This window comes from Calidithermus timidus DSM 17022 (genome assembly GCF_000373205.1).
Lineage (GTDB): Bacteria > Deinococcota > Deinococci > Deinococcales > Thermaceae > Calidithermus > Calidithermus timidus.
Map to the genome: position 1 here is coordinate 1 of NZ_KB890693.1, position 19,106 is coordinate 19,106.

The 19,106-nt window shown below is 63.7% G+C and carries 26 protein-coding genes and 1 pseudogene; 9 read left to right on the forward strand and 18 right to left on the reverse strand.

The genetic code is table 11. The features are described from left to right. A partial coding sequence (locus B047_RS0106240; protein WP_245533711.1) for a sulfite exporter TauE/SafE family protein occupies positions 1–593 on the reverse strand: 593 nt, incomplete at its 3' end. Between the two features lie 392 nt (positions 594–985). Between B047_RS0106240 and B047_RS18680 the strand changes: the two are divergent. Continuing rightward, a pseudogene (locus tag B047_RS18680) lies at positions 986–1,198 on the forward strand (hypothetical protein); the annotation flags it as partial. Between the two features lie 189 nt (positions 1,199–1,387). Here B047_RS18680 and rpe read toward each other — a convergent pair. The 6 genes from rpe to glpX all read right to left on the reverse strand — a co-directional run bounded on the left by rpe (position 1,388) and on the right by glpX (position 6,996). Then, a complete protein-coding gene (gene rpe / locus B047_RS0106250) occupies positions 1,388–2,071 on the reverse strand; it encodes a ribulose-phosphate 3-epimerase (protein ID WP_018466101.1) in 684 nt (227 codons plus the stop codon). Then, positions 2,064–3,032: a phosphoribulokinase gene (locus tag B047_RS0106255; protein ID WP_026234647.1), complete on the reverse strand. Its 969-nt coding sequence runs from the start codon at positions 3,030–3,032 to the stop codon at positions 2,064–2,066. The genes rpe and B047_RS0106255 overlap by 8 nt, the downstream gene beginning before the upstream one ends. Beyond that, entirely contained in the window at positions 3,022–3,933 is a 912-nt protein-coding gene (cbbX, locus tag B047_RS0106260) for a CbbX protein (RefSeq protein WP_018466103.1), read from the reverse strand. Before cbbX ends, B047_RS0106255 begins: the two co-directional genes overlap by 11 nt. A 58-nt stretch (positions 3,934–3,991) precedes the next feature. After that, a complete protein-coding gene (locus B047_RS0106265) occupies positions 3,992–4,414 on the reverse strand; it encodes a ribulose bisphosphate carboxylase small subunit (protein ID WP_018466104.1) in 423 nt (140 codons plus the stop codon). An 18-nt stretch (positions 4,415–4,432) separates the two neighbouring features. Continuing rightward, positions 4,433–5,875 (reverse strand): form I ribulose bisphosphate carboxylase large subunit, encoded by a 1,443-nt coding sequence (locus B047_RS0106270; protein ID WP_018466105.1) that lies wholly within the window; start codon positions 5,873–5,875, stop codon positions 4,433–4,435. A 131-nt stretch (positions 5,876–6,006) separates the two neighbouring features. After that, complete coding sequence (glpX, locus tag B047_RS0106275) at positions 6,007–6,996, reverse strand: class II fructose-bisphosphatase (RefSeq protein WP_018466106.1); 990 nt, start codon at positions 6,994–6,996, stop codon at positions 6,007–6,009. An 84-nt stretch (positions 6,997–7,080) separates the two neighbouring features. On the opposite strand from glpX, the gene B047_RS0106280 reads away from it, so the two are divergent. Continuing rightward, the gene (locus tag B047_RS0106280; RefSeq protein ID WP_018466107.1) at positions 7,081–7,974 is read left to right on the forward strand and encodes a LysR family transcriptional regulator; all 894 of its coding nucleotides are present in this window, start codon (positions 7,081–7,083) and stop codon (positions 7,972–7,974) included. 43 nt (positions 7,975–8,017) lie between these two features. Here B047_RS0106280 and B047_RS18355 read toward each other — a convergent pair whose 3' ends face one another. Continuing rightward, positions 8,018–8,281 carry a HEPN domain-containing protein gene (locus B047_RS18355; RefSeq protein WP_018466108.1) on the reverse strand — a complete coding sequence of 88 codons (264 nt, stop codon included), beginning with the start codon at positions 8,279–8,281 and terminating at the stop codon, positions 8,018–8,020. Positions 8,282–8,424: 143 nt separating this feature from the next. On the opposite strand from B047_RS18355, the gene B047_RS17845 reads away from it, so the two are divergent. From B047_RS17845 to B047_RS17850, 4 genes are all read left to right on the forward strand, one after another. After that, on the forward strand, positions 8,425–8,586 hold the full coding sequence (locus B047_RS17845) for a hypothetical protein (RefSeq protein ID WP_018466109.1): 162 nt from the start codon (positions 8,425–8,427) through the stop codon (positions 8,584–8,586). A 62-nt stretch (positions 8,587–8,648) separates the two neighbouring features. Beyond that, a complete protein-coding gene (locus B047_RS0106295) occupies positions 8,649–8,885 on the forward strand; it encodes a type II toxin-antitoxin system HicA family toxin (RefSeq protein WP_040779487.1) in 237 nt (78 codons plus the stop codon). Next, the gene (locus B047_RS16380; protein ID WP_018466111.1) at positions 8,882–9,412 is read left to right on the forward strand and encodes a type II toxin-antitoxin system HicB family antitoxin; all 531 of its coding nucleotides are present in this window, start codon (positions 8,882–8,884) and stop codon (positions 9,410–9,412) included. The genes B047_RS0106295 and B047_RS16380 overlap by 4 nt, the downstream gene beginning before the upstream one ends. A 205-nt stretch (positions 9,413–9,617) precedes the next feature. Beyond that, a complete protein-coding gene (locus tag B047_RS17850; RefSeq protein WP_157205831.1) occupies positions 9,618–9,911 on the forward strand; it encodes a hypothetical protein in 294 nt (97 codons plus the stop codon). 82 nt (positions 9,912–9,993) lie between these two features. Here B047_RS17850 and B047_RS0106310 read toward each other — a convergent pair whose 3' ends face one another. The 10 genes from B047_RS0106310 to B047_RS0106355 all read right to left on the reverse strand — a co-directional run bounded on the left by B047_RS0106310 (position 9,994) and on the right by B047_RS0106355 (position 17,540). Then, positions 9,994–10,278, reverse strand: coding sequence for a hypothetical protein (locus tag B047_RS0106310; RefSeq protein WP_018466113.1), 285 nt, complete (start codon positions 10,276–10,278; stop codon positions 9,994–9,996). Between the two features lie 8 nt (positions 10,279–10,286). Next, positions 10,287–10,574 carry a hypothetical protein gene (locus B047_RS0106315; RefSeq protein WP_018466114.1) on the reverse strand — a complete coding sequence of 96 codons (288 nt, stop codon included), beginning with the start codon at positions 10,572–10,574 and terminating at the stop codon, positions 10,287–10,289. Then, entirely contained in the window at positions 10,571–10,873 is a 303-nt protein-coding gene (locus tag B047_RS0106320) for a Dabb family protein (RefSeq protein WP_026234649.1), read from the reverse strand. Before B047_RS0106320 ends, B047_RS0106315 begins: the two co-directional genes overlap by 4 nt. A gap of 1 nt (position 10,874) precedes the next feature. Beyond that, the gene (locus B047_RS0106325) at positions 10,875–11,624 is read right to left on the reverse strand and encodes an HAD-IA family hydrolase (protein WP_018466116.1); all 750 of its coding nucleotides are present in this window, start codon (positions 11,622–11,624) and stop codon (positions 10,875–10,877) included. A 14-nt stretch (positions 11,625–11,638) separates the two neighbouring features. Then, on the reverse strand, positions 11,639–12,340 hold the full coding sequence (locus tag B047_RS0106330) for a 2-phosphosulfolactate phosphatase (RefSeq protein WP_040779485.1): 702 nt from the start codon (positions 12,338–12,340) through the stop codon (positions 11,639–11,641). After that, positions 12,337–14,316 (reverse strand): transketolase, encoded by a 1,980-nt coding sequence (gene tkt / locus B047_RS0106335; protein ID WP_018466118.1) that lies wholly within the window; start codon positions 14,314–14,316, stop codon positions 12,337–12,339. Before tkt ends, B047_RS0106330 begins: the two co-directional genes overlap by 4 nt. Before the next feature lie 272 nt (positions 14,317–14,588). Next, entirely contained in the window at positions 14,589–15,656 is a 1,068-nt protein-coding gene (locus B047_RS0106340) for an SLAC1 family transporter (RefSeq protein ID WP_026234651.1), read from the reverse strand. A 7-nt stretch (positions 15,657–15,663) separates the two neighbouring features. Further along, positions 15,664–16,602 carry a thioredoxin-disulfide reductase gene (trxB, locus tag B047_RS0106345; RefSeq protein ID WP_018466120.1) on the reverse strand — a complete coding sequence of 313 codons (939 nt, stop codon included), beginning with the start codon at positions 16,600–16,602 and terminating at the stop codon, positions 15,664–15,666. Positions 16,603–16,712: 110 nt separating this feature from the next. Then, entirely contained in the window at positions 16,713–17,174 is a 462-nt protein-coding gene (locus B047_RS0106350) for an ISAs1 family transposase (protein ID WP_157205832.1), read from the reverse strand. Between the two features lie 63 nt (positions 17,175–17,237). Beyond that, positions 17,238–17,540 (reverse strand): ArsR/SmtB family transcription factor, encoded by a 303-nt coding sequence (locus B047_RS0106355; RefSeq protein ID WP_211209133.1) that lies wholly within the window; start codon positions 17,538–17,540, stop codon positions 17,238–17,240. Between the two features lie 126 nt (positions 17,541–17,666). Between B047_RS0106355 and B047_RS0106360 the strand changes: the two genes are divergently transcribed. The 3 genes from B047_RS0106360 to B047_RS0106370 all read left to right on the forward strand — a co-directional run. Continuing rightward, complete coding sequence (locus B047_RS0106360; RefSeq protein WP_018466123.1) at positions 17,667–18,011, forward strand: hypothetical protein; 345 nt, start codon at positions 17,667–17,669, stop codon at positions 18,009–18,011. Between the two features lie 92 nt (positions 18,012–18,103). Continuing rightward, positions 18,104–18,508, forward strand: a complete 405-nt coding sequence (locus B047_RS0106365; protein WP_018466124.1) for an OsmC family protein — start codon at positions 18,104–18,106, stop codon at positions 18,506–18,508. A gap of 5 nt (positions 18,509–18,513) precedes the next feature. Further along, on the forward strand, positions 18,514–19,106 hold a 593-nt coding region (locus B047_RS0106370), incomplete at its 3' end, for a sulfite exporter TauE/SafE family protein (RefSeq protein ID WP_245533711.1).

A 19,106-nucleotide genomic window follows, 5' to 3' on the forward strand; every position in this document is an offset into this window, starting at 1 on the left:
ACCACCAGCAGGGTGAGGGTGAGCCCCGGGTCTAGCCGAGCTGTGCCCAGGTGGGGCAAAAACGAGGAAAAGGAGGGCGGGGTGACCGCAAAGGCGTTGATGCCGGCAGCTTTCTTGGGGTCGTGGCCGGTAAGGATCAGGGTGGGCATCAGCAAAAAGCCCGGCCCTACGCCCAAAAACCCCGAGAGCACCGAGATGGGCGCGGCCAGGACCAGCGCCAGGGGGAAGTTCTCGCGGGTAGCCGTCCCCTTGACCGGACGAAACAGGTTGAAGGCCAGGTAGACCACCGCCGCCAAGTAGACCCACCAGACCCACTGCACCTGGACCCGCTGCACCAGCCAGGCCCCCAAAGGAGCGAACAAGGTGGTCACCAGTCCCAGCAACAAAGCCTTGCGCCAGTCCACGTGCCCGCTTTGGGCAAAGCCGAACACCGCAAACAGCGCCGTGACCCCGTTGAGCAGCAGCGATAGGGGTTGTACCTGGTGCACCAGGTCGGGCAAGAACAAGGACAAAAAGGGTACCGCCGCAAAGGCCACCCCCAGCCCCAGCATCCCCGAGACCACCGCTAGCAACAGCAAGCCAACCACCAGCACCAGGTTCAAGGCGCCACCTCCCAGGAGCCCTGAAGGCGCACGGCCTGGGCCAGCGTTTGCAGCACCGTACTGTTGCGCTCTGCCAGCTCGATCAGGCGCTCCAGGCGTTCAGGTGGGGCCGGGCTTTAAGGTAACCCAAATTGCCACCTATTTTCTGCCCTAGGGATGCAAAAAGGAAGGCCGCTATGCTCCACACCACCATAGCGGCCTTCTGACCTCCTCCCCCAAGGACGACCCCCAGCCCAAGACACTTCGCCCTCTTCTCCCACCTCCCCTCCCCAAGTCGCTTCAGCCGTAGGGTCCACGCCCTCAAACCCTTCTCTCTTATCTCTCTCTTCTCGCCCTGTGCTGCAGGAGGCTACGGGGATAAAGGTCATGCCGGTACGCAAGAGCGGTACGTGCCGTGGTTGCAGTACCTGGCCCTCCTGGGGCGGCGGGTGGTGGAGACGGTGGGGAGCAGGCTGCTGGGCGTACAGCCGTCAGGCTGTCCCGAAGGGAATCTACCCCACACCCTTTTCCCTCGGCGCATTCATGCGGTAACCCAGGAGGGGTTTGTCCTGAAGGTCCTCGCTTTTGTCCTGGCGCACGACATCCGTCTCATCGCAGTAGAGACTCGCTTAGGTAGCAACTTGGGTTATAATACAGAAGGCCGCTATGATTGTCCGCAACATAGCGGCCTTCATTTTTGCATCCCCAAGGCAACGGATAGGTGGCAACTTGGGTTAATCTCTAAGTTGTTGGTGTTGAAGCTGGGCACGGCGTAGCCTTCGCGCCGTGCTTTCTCGAGGACGTCCTTACCTAGGGCCAACGGCATACCCTTCTCCTAAAAGTCTTAAGAGTCTTTCCATATTCTCGGCCAACGGCTGGTTGTTGAACAACGCGCTGCCCACCACCACCACATCCACCCCGGCCCGGTAAACCTCTCCTAGGTTCTCGGGTTTGATGCCTCCGTCTACCTCAATCAGACAGGCCGGGTTCAGGTGGTCGCGCAAACCCCGCAGGCGCCGGATGCGCTCGGTACTGGTGGGGATGTACTTCTGCCCGCCAAAGCCGGGGTTCACGCTCATCAAAAGGGCCAGGTCGAGCTCGGGCAGAAGGGGCAGCATGGCCTCCAAGGGCGTGGCCGGATTGAGGGCCAGCCCGGCCTTCTTGCCCAGCTCTTTGATCTGCTGCACCGCCCGGTGGGCGTGGGGGGTGGCCTCAACGTGCACCGTGATCCAGTCGGCGCCGGCCTGGGCGAAGTCCCGCAGGTAGCGCTCGGGCTCCACGATCATCAAGTGCACGTCCAGGGGAAGCTGGGTCACCCGGCGGATGGCCTCCACCACCAAGGGGCCAAAGGTCAGGTTGGGCACAAAACGCCCGTCCATCACATCCAGGTGAATCCAGTCCACCCCCGCCGCCTCGGCCTCTTGGATCTGCTCGCCCAGCCGGACAAAATCGGCGGTGAGGATGGAGGGGGCTACCAGGAGTTTAGGCATAGGCCAAGGCTCCTTTTTGAATGGCCTGCTCGCGCATATGTATCAGATGGTACGCGATGACCAGCTGGGTGAGGGCCAGGGGATAGCTCTGGCCCCCTTTGTCCCAGAAGGTGCCGATGAGCTCGGGGTTGAATTGTTCGGCGTGCTGGCCGAGCTGCTCCCAGATGAGTCGCTCAAAGACCGCCGCCCGCTCGGGCTCCAAGCCCCCCGAGATATCCAGAATGTCGGCCTCTTTGCGGGCCTCGAGCCGGATCACCGAGGGCTCTTCCTCGTAGGCCGAGTGCAGTACCTCGGTCAGGTCGAGCTTGGGCAGGCTGCGCTTGAGGGTGATGCGCACCGAGAGGGTGCTGGGTTGCTCGGGGTCGTAGCCGGGGGGACGGTAGAAGCGCACCACGATGTCGGCGTGCTCCTTCTGGGGCCAGATGTAGGCCTTGGAGTCGGGCATCCGTCGCTCGATGTCGGCCACCACTTGCTCAGGGGTGTAGCCCCGTTTGGCCACGTCGCGCTTGATCTTCCACTCGCGCCGCAGATCTTCCTCAGGGTCGAGGTAGACTTTCAGATGGTAGCGCTCCCGCATGGGCTCGGAAAAGAGCGTGAGCAGGCCCTCCAGAACCACCGCCCGGGGAATCAAACGGCCGTTGTCCTTGATGGCCCTGGGAGGTGGAATATAGATGGGGGGATCAAACGTTCCGGTGGAGTGGTTGTAGACCGGCTTCAAGATGGGCTCCCCCATGGCCAAAAGACGCACGTGCTGCTCCATGATGTCCATGTAGTTGCACTCGGGGTTGAGGGGGGTAATCTGCAGCTCGGCCCGCTGCTTGCGGTCGTACTTGTGGTAGTCGTCCACGCAGATGTTGGTGGTGCGCTCCTGGCCCAACAAGCGGGTGATACCGCTCGAGATAGTGGTCTTGCCCACCCCCGAGTCGCCTGCAATGCCGAGCATGAAGGGTCTATGGGGCATCTTGGCCTCCTTCCATAAGTTCCTCGCACTCCCGGAAGACCTCGCTGGCCCGGATGTCCTCCTCGGCGATGCGGCGCAGGTCGTCGGGGGTCACCTGGCCGGCCCGCTCAAACAACCGCTTAGCCTGGCGCAGTTTGAAGCGATCTATGGCGTTGCGGACGCTGCGGGCGTTGGCGAAGTTGGGTAGCCTCTTACGACAGCGCACATACTCCACGAAGGCTCGCTCGGCGGCCTCGTCCAGGTAGTAGTTCTGCTCGGCGATCATGAGCTTGCCGATGGCCACCAGCTCCTCCTCGGTGTAGTCGGGGAAGCGGATGTGGTGGGCGATGCGCGAGCGCATCCCGGGGTTGAGGGTAAAAAACTGCTCCATCTTGTCCTCGTAGCCCGCCAGGATCACCACCAGGTCTTCCCGCTGGTTCTCCATGACCTGCAACAGGATTTCGATGGTCTCCTGGCCGTAGTCCCGCTCGTTCTCGGAGCGGTACAGGCTATAGGCCTCGTCGATGAACAGAACCCCGCCCATGGCCCGCTTCAGGACTTCCTTGGTCTTGGGGGCGGTGTGGCCGATGTACTGCCCCACCAGATCGTCGCGGCTGGCCACCACCAGATGGTCGCGCCGTATGTAGCCCAGCCGGTGCAGGATGGTGGCCATGCGCAGGGCCACGGTGGTCTTGCCGGTGCCGGGGTTGCCGGTGAAGGCCATGTGCAGCACCGGACGGGTAGCCAACAGGCCCAGCTCGCGGCGCAGCTTGTCCACCACCAGGTAGGCTGCAATCTCGTGGATGCGGGTCTTGACCGGCGCCAGGCCCACCAGCTCGCGATCCAGGCGCTCCAGCACCTCGGGCACCCCGGTCTGCTGCAAGAGGGCCCTCAGGTCGGTGGGATTTAAGGTCTCGGTCATGAACGCCTTCCTTTAGAGATGTCCCACCCCCAGCCCCGGGCCAGGGGTGGGAACGGGTCTAGTAACGTTCCCCAGCGGGCTTATCGGCTACGTAGGGCTCGAGGCCGTACTTCTGCACCCGCCCGTCCGACCACAGGGTGCGCTTCAGGCGGAAGCCGGGGTCGTCTTGGGTGGGCCGGTGGGCAATAAAGCTCACCCGCTGGGCCTGCCACATGGGGCTGGGGTCGAAGCCGTTGACCTTGATGTAGTGGTTGGGGAAGGCCTCGCGGCACTTCTTGAACTCGAACATGGCGCCAGCGGCATCCTTGAGGTCGAACATGGGCAGGCCCCACATGTGCCAGTAGGTGTTGTAGGGGTGGGGGTCGTCGGTGTACTCGATGGAAACCGACCAGCCGTTGCGGAGGATGTAGTCAATCTGGCGCTCGATCTGCTCATCGGTCAGATCGGGCAGGAAAGAGAAGGTTCCTTGGTGGATACGCATGGTTATCTCCTGTGCGGTTTACATAGAAGGAGTGGGCAGTACGTCGGCGGTGTCGGTGGAGGTGTAGTCGAAGGTGACGTCCTTCCAGATTTCCAGGGCCGAAGCCAGGGCCGGCGAATTCTTGGCCGCTTCGCGCAGGATTTGCGGGCCTTCGGCCAGGATGTCGCGCCCCTCGTTGCGGGCCAGCACCATGGCCTCGAGGGCCACCCGGTTGGCCGTGGCCCCGGCCGCAATGCCCATGGGGTGCCCGATAGTGCCCCCGCCGAACTGCAAGACCACATCGTCGCCAAAGAGATCCAAAAGCTGGTGCATCTGACCGGCGTGGATACCGCCCGAGGCCACCGGCATCACCGCCGGCAAATAGCCCCAATCCTGCTCGAAGAAGATGCCCTTGACCGGGTCGGGCATGACGTGTTGTAGGCGCAGGATGTCGTAGTAGCCACGGGTCAGGTTGGGGTCGCCCTCGAGCTTCCCCACCGCCGTACCGGCGTGGATGTGGTCCACCCCCAGCATCCGCATCCACTTGGCCAGCACCCGGAAGTTGATGCCGTGGTTCTTCTGGCGGGTGAAGGTGGCGTGCGAGGCCCGGTGCAGGTGCAAAATCATGCCGTTTTTGTGGCACCACTTGGAGACCGACTGCAAGGCGGTGTAGCCCATGGTCAGGTCTACCATCACGATCACCGAGCCGATCTCCCGGGCGTACTCGAGGCGCTCGTAGACCTGCTCCATGTCGGCGGCGGTCACGTTCATGTAGTGCCCCTTGCGCTCGCCCGAGGCCTGCTCAGCCTTCAAGACGGCCTCCTGGGCGTAGTTGAAGCGGTCGCGCCAGCGCATGAAGGGCTGGGAGTTGATGTTTTCGTCGTCTTTGGTGAAGTCGAGCCCGCCCGCCAGGGCCTCGTAGACCACCCGCCCGTAGTTGCGCCCGGAGAGGCCCAGCTTGGGCTTGACCGTCGCCCCCAGGATGGGGCGGCCGTACTTGTTCAGCAGGTCGCGCTCCACCGGGATGCCGTGGGGGGCCCCCAGGAAGGTCTTGAGGTAGGCCACCGGCACCCGCAGGTCTTCCAGCCGCAGCGCCTTGAGGGCCTTGAAGCCGAAGACGTTCCCGATGATGGAAGAAGTCATGTTGGCGATGGAGCCTTCCTCGAAGAGGGCCAGGTCGTAGGCAATCCAGGCGAAGTACTGCTCGGGGTTGCCGGGCACCGGCTCCACCCGGTAGGCCTTGGCCTGGTAGCGCTCGAGGGTGGTCAGCCGGTCGGTCCAGACCACCGTCCAGGTGGCGGTAGAGGACTCCCCCGCCACCGCTGCGGCGGCTTCCTCGGGCTCCACCCCCGGCTGTGGGGTGATGCGGAAGAGGGCGATGGTATCGGTGTCTTTGGGTTCGTAGTCGGGCTGCCAGTAGCCCATCTGACGGTACTCCACCACCCCGCCCTTTTTGTACTTGGCCTCTTTATCCTGAATCACGTGGTTCCTCCTTTGTGCTTTGTCTGTCCCATTTCGTGGCTCTAAAACGAACCTCTTGGCTTGCTCGGTGTGGATTTTGCCGGTTAGATACGGTGCATCGGTTGGGTCTTTCGACTCGAGAGCTGTGACCCTCAGTACAGCTCCCCACTGATGGCCCGAAGCTTCTCCAGGCGGTGATACGACTCGATGTAGCGCAGGGTGCCGGTGTGGCCCCGGATCACCAGGCCATGGGTGGTGGCGTGGGTGTTGCGGTAGCGTACTCCGCGCAAAAACTGTCCATCGGTGATGCCGGTGGCGGCGAAGTGGGTGTCCTCGGCAGGGCAGAGCTCCTCCAGGGTATAGATTCGCTGGGTGTTGTAGTCGTTGTTGACCAGAGCCCAGCGCTCCTCCTCGCTCTGGGGGTCGAGGCGCATCTGCATGCCCCCACCCAACGCCTTGACCGCCACCGCCGCAATCACCCCTTCGGGGGTGCCCCCGGTGCCCATCAGCACATCAATGCCGGTGTCGGGCAGCACCGCTGCCAGGGCTCCGGCTACGTCGCCGTCGGTGTGCAGGCTCACCCGGGCACCGGCGTAGCGAATCTGGTCTATGAGCCGGGCATGGCGGGGCTTGTCCAGCACAAACACCGTGAGCTCGCGTACCCGCTTGCCCAGGGCCTTGGCAATGGCGCGCAGGTTCTCCTCCGGGCTGGCCGCAAGGTTGATGGCCTCCTTGGCCTGCGGGCCCACCACCAGCTTGGCCGCGTAAAAGCCGGGGCCGGGGTTAAAGAGCCCCCCCTTCTCGGCGGCGGCAATCACGCTGATGGCCCCGCCACGTCCGTGGGCCACCAGCCTTGTGCCCTCGATGGGGTCTACCGCCAGCTCGGTCTCGGGGCCTTCGCCCGTGCCCAGCTCCTCGCCGTTGTAGAGCATGGGGGCTTGGTCTTTTTCGCCTTCCCCGATCACTACCCTGGCCCGCATTGGGATAGTAGACAGGAGCAGGCGCATGGCATCTACCGCCGCCTGGTCGCCGTCGTTTTTGTTCCCCAGCCCTACCCAGCGAGCTGCCGCCAACGCAGCGGCCTCGGTGCTGCGCAACAAGTCCAGCGACAGGTTGCGGGTAGGGCGCTCAATGGCTAGCATGCTTTGCCTCCTTGGTAGGTTTAAGGTAGTTACTTGTGATAAACAGCGCAAGTTTATTTTTGTAGTTTTTGATAAAGTATGCTTATGTTAAAGCGACGCTCCCTGCCTAACCCCCAGGCCCTGCGGGTATTTTTGTGTGTGGTGCAGGAAGGCAGCGTGGGCCGCGCTGCCTTGAGCCTAGGCATGACCCAGCCGGGGGTAAGCCAGCACCTGAGGGCCCTCGAGACCCTCCTGGGCCAACCCTTGTTCCATCGCCAGGGCCGCCGGCTGATCCTGAGCAAAACCGGCCAGGACTTGCTGCCTGAAGCCAGGCGGGCAGTGGAAGCATTAGAGGAGTTTATGCAAGCCGCCCAGGCTTTGGAGCGCCTCGAGCGCGGACGGGTGGAGATTGGCGCCTCCACCACCATGGCGGTCTATGTGCTGCCCCGCTACCTGACCGAGTTCAAGCGGCTCTACCCCGAAATCCGCATCAAGCTGGAGAGCGGTAGCTCCGAGCGCCTCATCCAGCGGCTTTTGCAGGGCGAGATTGAGCTGGCCGTGGTGGAGGCCGTCGAGCACCTCGGGGGCTTCGAGCGCAGGCTGTTTTACGAAGACGAGCTGGTGGTGATCGTGACGCCGGAGCATCCCTGGGCCAAAAAAGAAGAAATAGAGCCCGAGCGACTGGCCGAGGTGCCGCTGATTGTGCGGGAGCCAAAAGCCATGACCTTCCGGGTGCTTGGCTCGGCCCTGGAACAGGCCGGCCTGGGAATTAACCCAGTCTTCTACACCGACAACCACGAGGTCACCAAGCGGCTGGTGCTCGAGGGAGCCGGAGTAGGGATCGTGTCGAATGTGGTGGTGCGGCCCAACGTGAAGGTGGGCAACTTGCGGGCTTTGCGCATCAAGGGCATGGAGCTGCGGCGGCTCTTCTGGCTCATCTACCCCAGCGAGTCCGGCAACCCGGCTGCCGAGGCGCTGCGGGCGATGCTGGCTTCCTAAACCTCGAGCCCCCGAACCTCCAACCGCCCCTAAGCCAGGCCGGTTAGGAATCGCTGGCGCTCGAGGGGGTCGGCAGGCAGGCCAGGCGAAACCAGCAGCAGATCCACATCACTTTCCAGGTTGAAATCCCCCCGCGCCTCGCCCAGCGGCGGGCCTGCTCCAGCAGGGCCTCCCGCTCGGCTGCCCGCCGGGCCAGGGCGGTTTCAAGCACCACCGCAAAGCTTCCCGACGGAAACGCATCGGGGTAGCGGGCCGGGATGTAGTGCGGGTCGAGTTCCCGCGCGGCCTCCCAGAGGGTCTCGGGCACTTGATTCTAGCGTACCCATCGTGGCCGGTTGCGCTGGGCTGAGGACTGGAACAAACTACCAGGGCTGCCAAAAAGCTGGAGCTGCCCCAGGTTTGGATTTCGCTCCAAAACCCAATGGGTTGGCTTAAAATGCGTAGCCAAACATGCCGCGCATTTTCGATATTCACCTCGAGCTCCTCTCCTCGCTGTGGGAAACCCTCAAGCCATCGCACCAAGCCGATCTGCGGGGTTGGTCGCAGCTTGAGGATCTGATGGGCGAGGGGCGGCTAGAAGCCCAGAGGAGCCGGGTTCGGCGGGTGGGGTAGGGAATTGTGCATTTGGTGTAGACGGGTGATATTACAGGTAATATCATATGGGGGAGCGGCAGATGGCTGGGCTCGAGAAACTCTTAGAAAAAATGCGCCGTCTGCCGCCCGAGATGCGTTATGAGGAAGTCGAGCGGGTGCTGCGGGCGTATGGCTTCGAGGAGGTTCGCTCCAGCGGCAGCCACCATCTCTTTCGCCACCCGGATGGGCGGATGCTGAGTGTTCCCAAGCACAGAGGCCAGGTGGTCAAGACGACTTACCTCAAACAGGTTTTGAAGGCCATACAGGAGGAGGCATGAAAAAGGAGGCGGGGCGTAAGCCTTTGGATTATTACCTGGGTCTGCGTTACCCGGTTACGCTGGTGCCCGAAAAGGAGGGGGGCTACACTGCGCTTATTCCCGACCTACCTGGCTGCGTTTCGGTAGGCGAGAGCGCAGAGGAAGCCCTGGCCATGGTCGAGGAGGCCCGCCGCTTGTGGCTCGAGGTGGCCTACGAGCATGGCGACGAAATTCCCCTGCCCTCCACCGAGCGCAGCTACGGCGGCAGGGTGCTGGTGCGGATGCCCCCCAACCTGCACCGCCGCCTGGCCGAAGGGGCCGAGGCCGAGGGGGTGAGCCTGAATCAGCACATCGTGGGCTTGCTTGCCGAGGCCAGTGTGCTGCATGCAGTAAAAAACGAGATTAGAGGTTTACGGGAGTGCGTCATAACCCTCCAGCAGCGCATGGACGACTGGGAGGCCTATCAGTTCGAGTACCGAAGTCCCCAGCAGGGGTTCATGGTGCACTATTCGGGAGTGGAAGTGAACGGCTATGCCATCCAAGGCTAGCAAAACCAAACTGCCTACCCCCGAGCAGTACAACCAGTTCGTTAGCGGCCTGGAATTGCTTGGGGTACGCCTGATCGAAGCCACCGTGCGAGCCCTCGAGGTTAGCCCCAACCCAGCGCAGTGCAAGGTTGGGCTCGAGGAGAACTATAGCTACCGGCCTCGGGATGGGGGTTTCGAGGCCGTAGGCAAGTTTAGGCTGAAGGTTGTGAATCAGGAAAGCCTGGCCGAGCAGGGCAGCATTGAGGTGAGTTTTGGATTCTGGTACTTGAGTAAACTGCAACCTGAGGCTGAAGGCTTTGCAGGGTACTTTGAGGTATTCAAGGAGATTAACCTGCCGATCAATATGTGGCCCTTCGCCCGGGAGTTCATTCACAACACCATGGCCCGCATGGATTGGCCGCCGTTCACATTGCCTCTGCGAAAGCTTGCACCAGAAGGCCAAAGGAAAACTCGATCAAAAACCCTCTCAAACGCGAGGGGTGGCTCAACTAGCACCTGAGTACTTCCACTGCCCGGCCCAGCTTCTCCAGGCCGGGCAGGTGGTCCAGGCGGTTGAGGTGCGGTTTCACGTGGGCAGTAAACTAGTCCAGGTCATTTTGGAAGGTCTCGTAGCCGTTTCCCTCCATCCAAGTTTTGACCGCATAGGGCGGGCGGAAGCCATCGGGATCTTGCACCGGCCCTTCCATCCAGTGAGGCTTGGCCCCGGGCGGAGGTTCCTGGCTCCAGTAGAAGTAGTAGAGCGCCCAGTAGCCGTGCTCGTCCTGGAGCACCAGGGCCTCGCCGTAGCCGTCGACCATTTGCCGCAAGGCCCTCGAGCGGGCCTCTTGGTAGGTCAGTTCGTCGTACTCGCGGGCGGCAGTGGACATGCTTCCTCCTACTTGCTCTCGTTGACGAAAAGGTTGTAGCCGTTCGCCTCGAGCCAGTGAGCCATCTGGTAGGGTTCCTTGAAGTCCTCTGGACTCTCCTTGGGCCCCTCCACCCAGTCAGGGGGATGGGAGGGCACAGGCTCGCGCAGGCCCAGGACCCCGAAGAGGTAGTAAAGCCCGTAGTAGCCGCCCGTACCCTGGAGCACCAGCCCTTCCCCGTAGCCGTCAACCAGGATCCGCCGAGCCTGGGGCTCGGCCTCGGCGTAGGGCATCCGGCGAAACACCTCGGTGGTCATGCGCCCTCCGGGTAGAGCCTCACAAAGTCGGTGGTAAGGCGCTCGGGGGCCATGGGACGAAAGACCTTGTTGGCAAACTCCTGGTGCAGCGGGTGGTCGCGGTAAAAGGGCACCACGCTCTCATGGGCGAAGTCCACCACCAGCAAGTAGCGGTAACGGGGGGCTTCGCCCAAGGCCCGGCCCAGCTCGAAGCCCACCACACCTGGAATCTGCCCGAGTACTGCCCTGGCCTGCTCGAACATCGAGCGTACCTCTTCCTCAGACGCCTCGGTGTTAAAGACGATCAGGTGCCGCACCATGCTAGGCCCTCACAAACCTCCCGTACCATTCGCGCAGCACCTCGAGGGAGACTACCATCGCACAGCTGCGCGGCCCGGCAACCACCCGGGCGGGCAGTTCGGGCTCCCCCAGGTGCTCCAGCACCGCCAGGGCCCCCTCAAAGCGCTGCTCGCGGGTGTAGTGGCTGTAGGTGATGAGGGTGGGAATCCCGGCTTTCTGGGCGGCGATCAGGCCGTTTTGGGAGTCCTCGATGGCCAGGGCCTCCTCGGGGGCCAGGCCCAGGTTTTCCAGCACCTTGAGGTAGACGTCGGGGGCGGGCTTCTTCCGGGGCACCATGTCCCCCGCCACAATGGTCTCGAACCAGCCCAGCACCTCCTCCCCGGCCTGGCGCAAGAGCACCTCCACGTTGGGTAGCGAGGTGGTGGTGGCGATGGCCAGCTTCACGCCCTGTGCCCGCGCCTCGCGCCAGAGCCTCAGCACCCCCGGGCGGAAGGGTACCCCACCCGCGGCCACAATCTGGTTGTACAGCTCGGTCTTGCGCCAATGGAGCCGAGCAATGTCGGCGTCCAACAGCTTGGGGCACTCGGGGCAGTGATAGAGGTAGTGGGCGATGCGCTCCTTACCCCCAGTTACCCACAAAAGCCGCTCGTAGAGTTCCTGGCTCCACTCGATGTCCAACCCGGCCTCGGCGAAGGCCCGGTTGAAGGCCAGCCGGTGGCCTTCCTCGGTCTCGGCGATGACCCCATCCACGTCAAAAATAAGCGCCCGCATACCCCACCTCTAGCTTAGGTAAAGACCAGGGCCGCTCCCTGCCGCCCCATCATCCTAGGCACCCGCTCGGAAAGGCCTATCTGAGCGCAGAAGTCCACGTCGGCCCCCAGGCCCTCTCGCTCCAGGGCCAAGGCCGCCTCGGAGGCCTTAAGCACCGGCAGGGCCGGTTTCTGCGCCAGGTAAAGGGCCATCTGGGCCCCGTCCTCTACCGGCTCGAAGCCCTGGGCGATGAGCCCCTGGGCCAGCACCCCGGCGGTGTAGAGGTCGTCCATGCCCACCTGGCCCTCCTTCCCAGCGCAGAGGATGGTCACGTCCGAGCCCAGCCGGGCCGCCAGGTCCACCGCTGCCGGGGCGTTCAGGAGGGAGGCCAAAAGCACTTCGCGGGCCAGCCCCGCAGCCTTATGGGCGGCCTTGGTGCCGTTGGTGGTGGCGTGGATGACCGTACGCCCCGAAAGCTGAGCTGCTGCGGCCTCGCGCGGGCTGTTGCCGAAGTCGAAGCCCTCCGGGCGCAGCCCCCCCACCTCACCGGCCAGCAGCTCACCGTTTTGCCGCAGGGTGCGGGCCGGCTCGAGGCCCGCGGTGAGCCAGAGGGCCTGGGCCCCGGCCTCTAGGAACATGGTGGCGGTGCTGGTGGCCCGGATTACGTCTACCACCAGCATCACCTCGGTCTGGGGCAGGGCCTCGAGGGGCAGGGGATGCACTCGAACGCGCTTCATCGGTTCAAAAGCTCCAGCACTGCCCGCACCACCGACCCAGGGCGGAAGCCCAGGTTCTCGTAGACTGCGGGATAGGGTGCGCTCGCCCCGAAGTGATCCAGGCCCATTACCGCATCGGCGTAGCGCTCCCAGCCAAGGCTACTACCCGCCTCCACCGCCAGCGTGGGCAGGCCCCTGGGCAGCACGGCCTCGCGGTACTCGCGCGGCTGGGCCTCGAAGGCCTCCCAGCAGGGCAGGCTCACCACCCGCACCGGGATGCCCTCCTCGTCCAGGAGCTTTTGCGCCTCCAGGGCCAGGGCCACCTCGCTGCCGGTGGCCACGATGGCTGCCCTAGCCCCAGGCCGCTCGGAGAGGACGTATCCGCCCTTCAGGACACCCTCCGCGCCGGCCAGGTTGGACCGCTCCAGCACCGGTACGGCCTGGCGGGTGAGCACCAGCGCGGTGGGGCCCTCCTTGCGCTCCAGGGCCATGCGCCAGGCGTAGGCGGTCTCGAGGGCGTCCGCCGGACGCACCACCAAGAGGCCCGGCATAGCCCGCAGGCTGGCTAGGTGCTCGATGGGCTGGTGGGTGGGGCCGTCCTCGCCGATGGCCACCGAGTCGTGGGTGAGCACGAAGATGGTGGGGGTGCCCATCAGGGCCGCTAGGCGGATGGCCGGGCGCATGTAGTCGGAGAAAACGAAGAAGGTGCCCCCATACGCCCGGTAACCCCCGTGCAGGTTGAGCCCGTTCAGGATGGCCCCCATGGCGTACTCCCGCACCCCGTAGTGCAGGTAGCGGCCGGTGGGGTTCTCGCGCGAGAAGGACTCCATCCCTTGGGCCTGAGTGTTGTTGGAGGGGGTGAGGTCGGCGCTGCCGCCCAAGAGCTCCGGGAGGGCTGAGGCCAGGGCGTCGAGCACCTTGCCCGAGGCGGCGCGGGTGGCGATTTTTCCGCTGAAGCTAGGGATGAGCTGTTCCCACTCGAGCGGGGGCAGCTCGCCCTTCAGCCGGCGCTGGAGTTCCTGCGCTTCTTCTGGGTAGGCTTCGGCGTAGCGCTCTAGGCGGGCCCGCCAGTCAGCCTCGAGGCGCTGCCCTTTGGCGATGGCTGCCCGGAAGTGCTCGTAGACCTCAGGGGGAATCTCGAAAGGGGGATGGGGCCAGTTCAGGTTCTTACGGGTGGCCTCGAGGGCCTCTGCACCCAGCGGCTCGCCGTGCACCTTGTGGCTCCCAGCTTTGGGCGAGCCCGCTCCGATCACCGTGCGCACCGCAATCAGGGAGGGGCGAGCGTCTACCTGGGCCGCCCGGATGGCCGAGCACACCGCGGCCAGGTCCTCCCCGTCCACCCGCTGGGTGTGCCAGCCGTAGGCGGCGTAACGGGCCAGCACATCCTCGCTGAAGGAGAGGTCGGTTTTCCCGTCAATGGAGATGTGGTTGTCGTCCCACAGCACGATGAGCTTGGAGAGGCCCCAGTGCCCGGCCAGGCTGGAGGCTTCCCCTGAGACCCCTTCCATCAGGTCGCCGTCCGAGGCCAGCACATAGGTGTAGTGATCCACCACGGTGTGGCCTTGGCGGTTGAACTCGGCGGCCAGTTTGCGCTCGGCCAGGGCCAGCCCCACTGCGGTGCTGATGCCCTGGCCCAAAGGCCCGGTGGTCACCTCCACCCCGGGGGTGTGGCCGTACTCGGGGTGGCCGGGGGTCTTGGAGCCCCACTGGCGGAAGCGCTTGAGCTCGTCGAGGGACAGGTCGTAGCCGGTGAGGTGCAGAAGAGCGTACAGGAGCATGGAGCCGTGCCCCGCCGAGAGCACAAAGCGGTCGCGGTCGGGCCAGTGGGGGTTGGTGGGGTTGTGCCTGAGGAAGTCGTTCCAGAGCACATAAGCCGCCGGGGCCATACCGAGGGGCATGCCCGGGTGGCCGCTTTTGGCCTGCTCCACCGCGTCCGCGGCCAGCATCCGGATAGCGGAGATGGCCTGGGTTTCGATCGCACTGAGGATGGCCTTCATACTTCTCCTTTCACAAGACGAGCCTTCGAATCAGTGTAGTAAGCACCAATCAATATCATCAAGTTTTGTTTTAACTATTTTGATAATTTATGCTTATGGAAATTGTCCGACGATCCGTTTAGAGCGCTCTTCATAGCGGATTCAAAAAGATAATCCCCCAAAGCAAAGACCTTCAGAGGCTATCTTTTTGAATCCTAGAGCCCTCCCTTCGGTCGGCCGCCCCATCAAGTCAGCGCAGCCACGTCCGTGAAGGGCGCGATAAGCAGAGAGTCCTAACTTTTTGGAGGTTGTAAGGCTCTCAGTGTAGACCAAACCCGCATTGAGAAAAGTATCACCCAGAGCCAGAACATCCCCAGCAGTACGAGCAAAACCCAGGCCAGGCCGCCTAAGAAGACCGAGTCCAGCGCCCTGGAGAGAGCCAGGGTGGCAAGGGTAAAGGCCCCCAGCGGAAACACAAACCCCCACCAGCCCGGGGAAAATTGGAACTGCACGCGGCGGCAGGCCACCAAGAGCGTATCCAGCAGCAGGGCCAAGCTGTAGAAAAGCCACCACAGCCCCAGGCCCCAAACGACCAAGCCCACCACCGGCCAGGCCTCGAGCCAACCCCCGGGCACCAGGCCCACCCGCGCCCCACCCTCGAGCCAGCGCCAGGGCGCGAGCACCAGGAGGCCCACCGGGGCCAGCCCGATGAAGACCGAGGGCAAAAGGTGCGGCTCGAGCCGCCCGTGGGCGTAGAGTCGCTGCAAAAAGCTCGCCAGCACGAAGAGGAACAGAAAGAACCCCGCACCCAGAAAAAGCCCGCTCACCACCCAGACCTCCCGCTGCCAGGCCGGGGGGAAGGTCTCGAGCCAGACCCCGGCGGTGATCGGCACCAGCAGGGCCGAGACCGGCGGAATGAACCAGGCCCCACTGGCGGCCTCGAGGGGAAGCCTAAGCCGGGTGCTCACCACGAACACCACCAGCAGGCCCACCAAAAAGATGAGCGGCATCCCCAGCCAAAAAAGCCCCTGGCCCAGGGGCACCGACCAAGGCCCCAGGGGCAGCGCCCGGGTGGCCAGGCTCATCACCAAGAGGGCGATGGGCAGCGTGGGCAGCATCTGCGAGAGCAGGGGGTGCTGCAGGTCGGAAAGCGCCGCCTGGGGGTAGCGCAGGAGCTTGGCCAGGTAAAGCCCCAGGAGGGCCAGAAGGCTCAGAAGGGCCAGCCAGTAGACCGGCAGGGCCAGCCCCATCAGCCCGAACTGGGCCAGGGCCTGGGCCAATACCCCGGTGCCCATCACCGAGGCAAACCAGGCCGGGTTTAGGTAGCGCACGCTGGGTTGCGCTGGAAGAGCGGCTTCCATGACCCCCCTAGTGCGCGGCGGCGTGCTCCTGTTCGGCCAAGTAGCGCTCGGCCATCATGGCCGCGCGGGTGCCGGCCCCCACGCTGGTGGAGAGCTGACGGTAGATGGGGTCGGCCACGTCCCCGGCGGCAAAAAGACCCGGCACCGAGGTGAAGATTTCGTCCTTCACCGCCACGTAGCCATCCGGGCGCAGCTCTACCAGGCCATTGAGGAAGCCGGTGTTGGGCTCGTGCCCGATGAAGACGAAGACCCCGTCGGTGGGGTAGTCGTAGACCTCGCCGGTCTTGAGGTTCCGAAGGCGCACCCCCGTCACCGCTTCCTCACCCAATACCTCCTCCACCACGGTGTCCCAGATGAAGTGCATCTTGGGGTTGGCGAAGGCCCGGGCCTGGGCGGTCTTGTTGGCCCGCAGGGTGTCGCGGCGGTGCACCAGGGTCACCTTGTTGGCGAACTTGGTGAGGAAGAGCCCCTCCTCCACCGCGGCGTCGCCCCCGCCCACCACCACCACTTCCTTGCCCCGGTAGAAGAAGCCGTCGCAGGTGGCGCAGGTGCTCACCCCGCGCCCGTAGAACTTCTCCTCGCCGGGCACGCCCAGCTTTTTGGGGTTGGCCCCGGTGGCCAGGATGATCACCCGGGCTTTGTAGTCCTGCTCGTAGCCCCGCACCACGAAGCCCTCGGGGGTTTTCTCGAGGCCCTGGGCCTCGTCCATCACGATCTCGGCCCCAAAGCGCTTGGCCTGCTGCACCATGCGCTCGGAAAGCTCGGCCCCGCTGATGGGCTCGGGGAAGCCAGGGTAGTTCTCTACCTCCTCGGTCTGGGCGATCTGCCCTCCGGGCAGGCCTTTTTCCAGGATGAGGGTCTTGAGGTTGGCCCGGCCCGTGTAGATGCCGGCAGTGAGGCCGGCAGGGCCGCCCCCGATGATCACCACGTCGTAGCTCTGGCTCATGGCAAGGTCTCCTCTATAGCCAGCATACGCCGGCCGCTTGCCCTTGAGTATAGCATACCCCCTGGGGATATATAGCCAGGACAAATTACCCCCACAGGGCAACCGCAAAGTCATAAGCCAATAAGCCTAAGGAGATAGGAATCGTCCCAGCTAGCCCTGGCACGCTTGGTCTCGATACCCGCCTTGATGGATTTGTCTTGCTTGAGGATGTTGAGGGCGATATGACGGATGACCGCGAAGTTGGCTTGGGCATTGTTCTTTCTGGCCCGGCTGAGGTCGTCGTTGAACTCAATCCCCCAGTGGAGACGAATCGCTCGCATGACCCGCTCGGCAGCAGCACCCTCCGACCCTGCATCAGAGGTTAGCGGTAGACTGGTGATGAAGAAACGGTCTTCCAGGCTGGTTTTGCCCTTCAGGGTGCGGGTCGAACGTAGCCTGACCAGGGCACTGAGCTCTCGCCAAGCGGCTTTATCGTCGAGGATGTCCAGACTGCTGAGCACCCAGCACTCACGGCTTTCGATACGTCCGTGGCCTTGCTCATGGGTCTTGGCATAGCTGTGGGGGATGTGGATCGGCGCATCTCGAGCTGTGGGGGATGCTTTTTTTGCTGATGTACGGGCTGTTTGTGCACGAGGTTAGCGGTTTGGCCTAAAAGGGAGCCACGGGCGGGGAATGGAAGAGCGCAGGGCCTCGAGCGCAGCACCGTTGAGCGAATAATCCACCCAGCGCCCCCGCTTGGTTGCGTGGACTAAACCGGCCTCGCGCAGCACACGCAGGTGGTGGGAGAGCAGATTGGGGGCAACCTGGGGCAGGTCTTCCTGGATCTGGCAAACGCAGCGCGGGCCGCCCTCGAGCGCTTGCAGGATGCGCAGCCGGGTGGGGTCGGCGAGGGCCTGGAAACCTCGCAAGGTTATATCAATATCCGTTGAAATAAGCACAAATGCAGTGTACAGAAGGCCCCAACGCGGGTCAAGCCGACAGATGTCCTTGCAGCAGGGCCTCAGAGACCCTATGATTCAACATATATTGAATCAATGTTGGTTGATTCAATAAGGAGGCTTGGAATGAAAAAAGTGGTGATTCATATCTTTCACGCCGACGAGGGCTCGCTTGGGGCCGGGTCGCACGTCTCGGAGCGGATTCGCCAGGTGATGCAGGAGCGGGGGGTGAACCTGGAAGTCTACATCTTTGGCCCCGCCGAAAAAGCCCTCCTGAACCCCGAGTTGCAGGACTACAACACCACCGTGGACGGGCTCATCCGGGCAGGCGTGCCGGTGTACACCTGCCTGAACACTGCCAAGGCCCTAGGGGCCGAAGAAAGCCTGAGCCAACGGGGCCTGCGGCTGGCCTATGCCCGGGATAAGTTTGTGGAGTATGCCCTCGAGGGCGCGACCGTCATCAGCTTCTAGGGTTTTTAAAAGACCCCATCCGTCAACGAACCTCAACCGGACGGGTGTCTTCTCTGGAGGACATCTTTGCCCCAGGGTCATTAAGGAGGAGAATGCAAACCTACCGCGTTAAGGTTGAGCGAACCGACCCCCAGCATGTCCGGGCCTCCGTGCGGGACTTTACCCTGGAGCTGGGGGCCCGCCGGGCCGATACCGAGGCGGGCTTTAACCCCGTGGAGACCCTTTTATCGGCGGCGGGTGCCTGTTTGCTGACTGGCCTGCAGTTTGTGGCCGAGACCTCCCGGATTTCCCTGGAAGCCGCCTGGGTTGAACTCGAGGCCACCCGGCAAGACAAACCTCCCACCCTCACCCAGATTCGCTACCGCCTGTACCTTAAAAGCCCGGCCCCACCTGAACGCCTGGAGCGCCTGATCGAGCTGGCAGAGCGCAACAGTACGGTGCTGCAAACGCTGGCCCAGGCCGTGCGCCTTCAGGGCTCCTGGGAGGTGGCGCCTTGAACCTGGTGCTGGTGGTTGGCTTGCTGTTGCTAGCGGTGGTCTCGGGGATGCTGGGGCTGGGGGTGGCCTTTGCGGCGGTACCCTTTTTGTCCTTGTTCTTGCCCGACCTGGTGCACCAGGTACAACCCCTATCGCTGCTGCTCAACGGGGTCACGGCGCTGTTTGCGGTGTTCGGCTTTGCCCAAAGCGGGCACGTGGACTGGCGCAAGGCTTTGTTGCTGGGACTGGTGACCACCTTGTTCGCTCCTTTGGGGGCCTGGCTGGTGCAGCGGGTCCAGGTGCAGTGGGTCTGGTGGGTCTACTTGGCGGCGGTGGTCTACCTGGCCTTCAACCTGTTTCGTCCGGTCAAGGGGACGGCTACCCGCGAGAACTTCCCCCTGGCGCTGGTCCTGGCCGCGCCCATCTCGGTGCTCTCGGGGTTTTTGGGCGTAGGGCCGGGCTTTTTGCTGATGCCCACCCTGATCCTTACCGGCCACGACCCCAAGAAAGCTGCCGGCATCAACGCCTTTGCGGTCACCCCGCCCTCCTTTTCCTCGTTTTTGCCCCACCTGGGCACAGCTCGGCTAGACCCGGGGCTCACCCTCACCCTGCTGGTGGT

What these genes read in the sequence shown, in the direction of transcription:
- rpe (WP_018466101.1), bottom strand. Translation starts at nt 2,071, where the DNA reads ATGCCTAAACTCCTGGTAGCCCCCTCCATCCTCACCGCCGATTTTGTC.
- B047_RS0106255 (WP_026234647.1), bottom strand. Translation starts at nt 3,032, where the DNA reads ATGCCCCATAGACCCTTCATGCTCGGCATTGCAGGCGACTCGGGGGTG.
- cbbX (WP_018466103.1), bottom strand. Translation starts at nt 3,933, where the DNA reads ATGACCGAGACCTTAAATCCCACCGACCTGAGGGCCCTCTTGCAGCAG.
- B047_RS0106265 (WP_018466104.1), bottom strand. Translation starts at nt 4,414, where the DNA reads ATGCGTATCCACCAAGGAACCTTCTCTTTCCTGCCCGATCTGACCGAT.
- glpX (WP_018466106.1), bottom strand. Translation starts at nt 6,996, where the DNA reads ATGCTAGCCATTGAGCGCCCTACCCGCAACCTGTCGCTGGACTTGTTG.
- B047_RS0106280 (WP_018466107.1), top strand. Translation starts at nt 7,081, where the DNA reads ATGTTAAAGCGACGCTCCCTGCCTAACCCCCAGGCCCTGCGGGTATTT.
- B047_RS17845 (WP_018466109.1), top strand. Translation starts at nt 8,425, where the DNA reads ATGCCGCGCATTTTCGATATTCACCTCGAGCTCCTCTCCTCGCTGTGG.
- B047_RS0106295 (WP_040779487.1), top strand. Translation starts at nt 8,649, where the DNA reads ATGGCTGGGCTCGAGAAACTCTTAGAAAAAATGCGCCGTCTGCCGCCC.
- B047_RS16380 (WP_018466111.1), top strand. Translation starts at nt 8,882, where the DNA reads ATGAAAAAGGAGGCGGGGCGTAAGCCTTTGGATTATTACCTGGGTCTG.
- B047_RS0106310 (WP_018466113.1), bottom strand. Translation starts at nt 10,278, where the DNA reads ATGTCCACTGCCGCCCGCGAGTACGACGAACTGACCTACCAAGAGGCC.
- B047_RS0106315 (WP_018466114.1), bottom strand. Translation starts at nt 10,574, where the DNA reads ATGACCACCGAGGTGTTTCGCCGGATGCCCTACGCCGAGGCCGAGCCC.
- B047_RS0106320 (WP_026234649.1), bottom strand. Translation starts at nt 10,873, where the DNA reads ATGGTGCGGCACCTGATCGTCTTTAACACCGAGGCGTCTGAGGAAGAG.
- B047_RS0106325 (WP_018466116.1), bottom strand. Translation starts at nt 11,624, where the DNA reads ATGCGGGCGCTTATTTTTGACGTGGATGGGGTCATCGCCGAGACCGAG.
- B047_RS0106330 (WP_040779485.1), bottom strand. Translation starts at nt 12,340, where the DNA reads ATGAAGCGCGTTCGAGTGCATCCCCTGCCCCTCGAGGCCCTGCCCCAG.
- tkt (WP_018466118.1), bottom strand. Translation starts at nt 14,316, where the DNA reads ATGAAGGCCATCCTCAGTGCGATCGAAACCCAGGCCATCTCCGCTATC.
- B047_RS0106340 (WP_026234651.1), bottom strand. Translation starts at nt 15,656, where the DNA reads ATGGAAGCCGCTCTTCCAGCGCAACCCAGCGTGCGCTACCTAAACCCG.
- trxB (WP_018466120.1), bottom strand. Translation starts at nt 16,602, where the DNA reads ATGAGCCAGAGCTACGACGTGGTGATCATCGGGGGCGGCCCTGCCGGC.
- B047_RS0106360 (WP_018466123.1), top strand. Translation starts at nt 17,667, where the DNA reads ATGAAAAAAGTGGTGATTCATATCTTTCACGCCGACGAGGGCTCGCTT.
- B047_RS0106365 (WP_018466124.1), top strand. Translation starts at nt 18,104, where the DNA reads ATGCAAACCTACCGCGTTAAGGTTGAGCGAACCGACCCCCAGCATGTC.